The organism is Rhizobium alarense (genome assembly GCF_021555155.1).
GTDB lineage: Bacteria > Pseudomonadota > Alphaproteobacteria > Rhizobiales > Rhizobiaceae > Rhizobium_D > Rhizobium_D alarense.
Map to the genome: position 1 here is coordinate 1 of NZ_JAKGBU010000124.1, position 5,352 is coordinate 5,352.

A 5,352-nucleotide genomic window follows, 5' to 3' on the forward strand; every position below is an offset into this window, starting at 1 on the left:
CCTTGCACGACGCCGTGCGGGATGGCGACAAGACACGGGTCGAACAGGCCCTGAAGGACAATGGCGATCTCACGGTGCCGGACGAGGCCGGCGAACCGCCGCTCCTGATTGCCGCCCTTGCCGGCAGAACGGAGATCGTCGCGCAACTGCTCGACGCGGGCGCGGCTGTCGGAATCCGCAACAAGGGCGGGCTGACCGCGCTCCATGCGGCGGCCTATGGCGGCCACCTTACGACCGTGCAGTTGCTGGTTGCGAAGGGTGCAGCCGTCAATGACCGGGAGAATTTCTACAGGATGACGCCGCTCCACGCGGCGGCCGAGGAGGGGCGCACGGAGGTCGTGGCCTTTCTGCTGGCGAGCGGAGCGGAAATCGAGGCCGAGGAGCGGAACGGATATACGCCGCTGACGCAGGCCGGATGGCGCGCCCACTGGGAGACGACGGACCTGCTCCTCAAGGCGGGCGCCCGTTGCCAGAAGGCCGAACTCGTCGGCGACTGGCTCCATGGCGAGTGCACGAAGCGGCAGTAGGTGCCGCTTGGCCAACCGCCGCTGCAAATTCACGGAGGGAATGGAATGCGAACCGTAAACTGGATGCGCGCCGCGGGCATGGCGGCCGCTGCTGTCATTGCCGCGACGAGCGCAACCGACGCGCTGGCGGATGACCCCGTCAATACCGGCTATTTCGGCGATGTGGCGATCAAAGGATACGACCCGGTCGCCTACTTCACGCAGAACGAGGCCGTCGAGGGCTCGCCGAAGTTCTCGCATCGCTGGCTGGGCGCGACCTGGCACTTCGCGAGCGCCGAGCATCGCGATCTGTTCATGCAGTCGCCGGCGCAATACGCACCGCAATACGGCGGCTACTGCGCCGACGGCGTCTCGTTCGGGACGGTGACGACGAACATCGATCCGAAGGCCTGGCGCATCATCGAAGGCAAGCTCTATCTGAGCTACGATCCCGGCGCGGCCGAGGGCTTTGAAAAGAACTCGAACAAGCTTGCCGAATCGAAGAAGCACTGGTCGGAGGTGCAGAGCGTGCTTGTGTCGGAAAAGGCCGGCACGGACTGGCGGAAGATGCCGAAACAGTAGGCATCAGCCGCCTGCAGGCGGGTCAGGGCCCGATCGAGAAATATTTGAGAGCCTGAGGCGTGACGTGAACATAGTCCGCCTCGGGCATATGCTCGTCCCCGTTGCGATAGACTTCGCCGCAGACCTGCCGATCGAGGAAGTAGCCCTCGAAGGTTTCGCACAGACGGTCGCCCGCGATCTCGTAGACGCCGGTGATGTTGGTGTTGCTGCTGCGATAGGCCGTGTTGCCCGCGCGGTCGAAGAACTGCACGAAGTCCGTGCCGTTGCGGTGTTTGCCCGTCCAGGTCTTGTCCCCCACGAGTTTCGACAGGTCGCCGCCCGAGAGCCGGCTGGCCGGTTCACCGACGAAGCCGAACGGCCACTGCGGAATGCCGGCCTTGCGCAACGCGTCCAGATGCCGGCTCAGATCCTCCGTGCGCCAGTAGTCATAGAGGTAGCCGTAGTAGTTGAGGTTGCTGTCGGGAAAGAGGGCGAGCAGCCTCGATGCCTCCTCGCGCCCCTTGGCCGAAGCGCCGTCCAGCGTGTAGGCCGCCGCCAGATATTCACGCGCGGCTTCGGCCTCCGGCAGAAGCCGCTTCGCCTCCTCCATCAGGTCGATCGCCCGCCTGTTTTCCTGCGACAGATAGAAGACGACCCCCGCGAGGAGCTTCATGGCGGGCAGCGGGGTCGGGTCGAGGCGAAGCGCGTTCTCGATTTCGCCGACGGCCTGCTCGCGGCTGCCGGTATGCGCGCGCACCAGCGCGAGATGGGCATGGGCCTCGGCGTTGCTCGGCTGGTTCGCCACGGCCCGGTTGGCGGATTCGATTGCCTCGTTCGGGCGGTTGTCGACAAGCTGCAGCAGGGCGAGCACGGTGTGGGCACGAGCGTTGTCCGGGTCGAGTTTCAGCGCCTCGCCGGCGGCGTCATAGGCGATCTTGCGGGCGACCGCCGCCGACCAGAGGAAATTGTAGTCGTTGCGCCAGACGTCCACCGCGACGCGCGCAATGCCCGCATGGGCGTCGGCAAAGCGCGGATCGCGATCGATCGCCTGCTGGTAGAAGGACAGGGTCTGGCGGAAGGTGTCGACGTCCGAATAGAGGTGGCCGCCCTGTTCGGCCCGCATGTAGAAGTCGTAGGCCTCGAGATCGCCGGTGGGAATTCTTCCCAGCTTGTTCCGGTCGCCTTCCGTCAGCTTGACCGACAGCGCCGAGATGATCTTGCCGATGACATCGTCCTGCACGGCGAAGAGATCCGTGTACTGGCGGTCGTAGCGCTCGGCCCACATCGCCAGTCCCGTGACGGCGTCGATAAGCTTGACGTTGATGCGCAGCCGCGTGTCGGCGCGCTGCAGCGAGCCTTCGAGTATATAGTGAACCCCGAGCTCGGCGGCGATGGCCTGTACCTTCTCGGCCGAGCCGCGCAGCGTGAAGACCGAATGGCGGGCGATGACGAAAAGGCCGGAGACCTTGGACAATTCGGTAATGAGCCCGTCCGTCAGCCCGTCCGCGAGATGATCCTGTTGCGCGTCGCCGCTGACATTGATGAATGGCAGCACGGCGACGGAGGGCGTGTCGGACAGGGGATAGGTCACTCTTTGCGGGCCGAAGGACGGCAGCAGATCCGGCCAGGAGGGCGACCAGAAGATCGCGCCGACCGAGGTGGCAAGCGCCATTGCGGCAGCGGCCATCGCGGGCCCGCGCCACCGGCCGCGCCTGCGCCGGCGTTTCTCGACGATGGTCCGGCCCGCGGCCGACGGATCGAGCAGGACACGATAGACGCGGATCGGCTCGTCGATGCTCTTGACCGTCTGCTCGCCGAGGAAGGCATATCCGAGCGGGAGCTTCGTCTTGACCTGGTCGTAGGCGGAGCCGGAGATGGCGATGCCGCCCGGTTCCGCAAGTGTCTGGAGACGCGCGGCGATATTGACGCCGTCGCCATGGATGTCGTCGCCTTCGACGAGGATGTCGCCCAGATTGATGCCGATGCGGAATTCGAGCGCCTGGTCGCCGGCCGCGTCGGTCTTACGCTGCTGCTTGAGGCGCTGTACCTCGCTTGCACAGCGCACGGCATCGACGACGCTGTGGAACTCGACCAGAAGCGCGTCGCCCATGGTCTTGACGAGGCGACCCGCATGGGCGTCGATCTGCGGCTTGAAAACATCCTCGAGATCGGCCTGGAAGCGCACGCGCGTCCCTTCCTCGTCGATCTGGCTCAACCGGCCATAACCGACGACGTCCGCGATCAGGATGGCGGCGAGGTGGCGTGCCATACACGGACTTTCCGGACGTATGGAGTTTCCATGACCCATGTTATCGCAGCTTTCGCGGGGATGCCAACGGATGCGGGCGTCGCCTGCCGGGTCCGCGCAAAGTATTCCGCCGGCCCGTGCATGCCGGACAAAGGATGCCGACATGCGGCTACAAGCTTTGCATGCCATTCTTCCGGTGCGAATCACCGGAAAGGGCCAAGGCATGGATGCGGCGATCATCTTCGACTGCGAGTTTCTGACGGTGGAAGGGGCGTTGACGCGGTTCTGGTGCGGCCCGAACGATCCCGATCCCACAGTGGTGCAGATCGGCGCGGTGAAACTCGCTCTCGCGGACGGCCACGCGATCCTCGAACGGCTCAAGCTCCACGTGACGCCGCTGGACCGGCACGGCCGACGCCATGCCATCGATCCCTATCTGACCGAGCTTACCGGGATTACCGCCGACGTCATCGACAGGGAAGGCACCGATCTCCAGGCGGCGCTCGGACGGCTGGCGGAATTCGCCGGCCCGCACAGGCTCTGGTCCTGGGGCAAGGACGAACTCAGCATGATCGCGACGAGCTGCTACGTCGCCGGAATCGCGCCGCCCATTCCGGCAAGGCGTTTCGACAATGCCTGCAAGCTGCTGCTGAAGGCGGGCATGCCCTACGAGGATCTCATCCGCACGCGCAGCAGCGGGCTTGCCTCCTATTTCCACGTCCCGCATCCGCCGCTGCGGGCGCATGACGCGCTCGACGACGCGATGTCGATCACGCTCGTGCTGCAGCACCTCCTGCGGGCGGGGCGTCTCGCGAAGGATGACTTCACCGGAACAGGCCGGCCGGCACGCGACGTCGCATAGCAATGCCGGCGGCGCATTCGGCCCTCGCCCGGGCGGGGCGGCGGCTCGGCGCTTCGCTCTCTGTCAACCCGCCACCGCGCATGCTAGGTTCCCTGCACGAGACGCGCCGGCTGATGCGACGCGTCGTAATTTCCGGAAAGGGACGAGCGCGATGGGAAAACTCTCCGAAGAGGGGCGGCGGGCCTTGGGCGAGATTGCATCCCGGCATGGCACGAGCCCGGAGGCCGTGGAGCACGTCCTGATGGCTCTCATTGCAGGTCACGGCACGCAGGCACAGTTCAACCATCCCGATCTCGGCGGGATGGGGCAATGGTCGCAGGGCGGCATGACCATGGTCGGCGACATGTTCAACAATGCGTTGAAGGCGAAGGTCGACGGGATCTGCTCCGAACTGGCAGCCCTGGTACGCGACATGGACCTGGCGGGACGACCGGCCTCGTATCAGTCCCAGTCGCAGAACCAGGGCGGCGGCGTCAGCCTCTTCGTACCGGGCGCCTTCTCGGCAGGAAACTGGTGGCCGGCCGATCTGGGGCATCCGTCCTCGACGGGCGCTCAAAACAACCTGCGCTATGCCTTCTTCCCGGAGACCGGCCGGCTTGCGATCGATATCGGCGGGCGGATCACCGTCTACGATACGAAGGACCATCGCATCGGCGGGTTCTCCCAGCAGCAGGGCGGCGACCAATCGCTGAGCTTCACCTCGCAGCACGGTTTGGTGCGGGTGTCCGAGCTGGACGAGGTCGCGCGTCCTGGAACGTCACCCGGCGGCAGGGTCGACGTCGCGGCATCCGGGCATGACATGACGCCGGAGGCGGCGACGGTCGTGGCCGAGTCGGGTTCCGCCGTTGTGCCACAGGCGCCCTCTCCGACGCCGGAAAGAAGCCGCCCGGTGGCGGAGGACGACATTTTCGGCAAGATCGAGCGGCTTGCCGCGCTTCACGCAAAGGGCATTGTGACGGACAAGGAATTCGAAGCGAAGAAGGCGGACCTGCTGGATCGCCTCTAGCGGCGGAGTCCGCGGCCACCGGGCAGTTGTTCCGGTGCCCTGGTCCGATCCATGCCTGCCGTCGTTTCACACCGCTTGATCGACAGTTCAAAATAATTCCGGTGCGTCCTGTCGGCGGGGCGGATACTTCTTCGTCTATTCAATGACGGGAGTGTCCAATGCAATATGC

5 protein-coding genes are annotated in these 5,352 nt (G+C 65.5%); 4 read left to right on the plus strand and 1 reads right to left on the minus strand.

All coding sequences use genetic code 11. From position 1 onward, the window contains the following. Window positions 1–527: ankyrin repeat domain-containing protein (locus tag LXM94_RS24215; RefSeq protein ID WP_329605646.1), on the plus strand; the 527-nt coding region annotated here is incomplete at its 5' end. Window positions 528–590: 63 nt separating this feature from the next. Then, the gene (locus tag LXM94_RS24220; RefSeq protein WP_408015695.1) at window positions 591–1,088 is read left to right on the plus strand and encodes a YHS domain-containing (seleno)protein; all 498 of its coding nucleotides are present in this window, start codon (window positions 591–593) and stop codon (window positions 1,086–1,088) included. Between the two features lie 22 nt (window positions 1,089–1,110). On the opposite strand, the gene LXM94_RS24225 is transcribed toward LXM94_RS24220, so the two are convergent. Then, entirely contained in the window at window positions 1,111–3,336 is a 2,226-nt protein-coding gene (locus tag LXM94_RS24225) for an adenylate/guanylate cyclase domain-containing protein (RefSeq protein WP_235774216.1), read from the minus strand. Window positions 3,337–3,538: 202 nt separating this feature from the next. Here LXM94_RS24225 and LXM94_RS24230 point away from each other — a divergent pair, with 202 nt between their 5' ends. Together LXM94_RS24230 and LXM94_RS24235 are read left to right on the plus strand one after the other, a co-directional pair. Further along, on the plus strand, window positions 3,539–4,177 hold the full coding sequence (locus LXM94_RS24230) for a 3'-5' exonuclease family protein (protein WP_235774217.1): 639 nt from the start codon (window positions 3,539–3,541) through the stop codon (window positions 4,175–4,177). Between the two features lie 241 nt (window positions 4,178–4,418). Next, complete coding sequence (locus LXM94_RS24235) at window positions 4,419–5,183, plus strand: SHOCT domain-containing protein (RefSeq protein ID WP_235774219.1); 765 nt, start codon at window positions 4,419–4,421, stop codon at window positions 5,181–5,183. Window positions 5,184–5,352: the final 169 nt, after the last annotated feature.

Excerpts from the sequence above, each read along its gene's own strand:
- LXM94_RS24225 (WP_235774216.1), bottom strand. The coding sequence starts at position 3,336 with ATGGCACGCCACCTCGCCGCCATCCTGATCGCGGACGTCGTCGGTTAT.
- LXM94_RS24220 (WP_408015695.1), top strand. The coding sequence starts at position 591 with ATGCGCGCCGCGGGCATGGCGGCCGCTGCTGTCATTGCCGCGACGAGC.
- LXM94_RS24230 (WP_235774217.1), top strand. The coding sequence starts at position 3,539 with ATGGATGCGGCGATCATCTTCGACTGCGAGTTTCTGACGGTGGAAGGG.
- LXM94_RS24235 (WP_235774219.1), top strand. The coding sequence starts at position 4,419 with ATGGCTCTCATTGCAGGTCACGGCACGCAGGCACAGTTCAACCATCCC.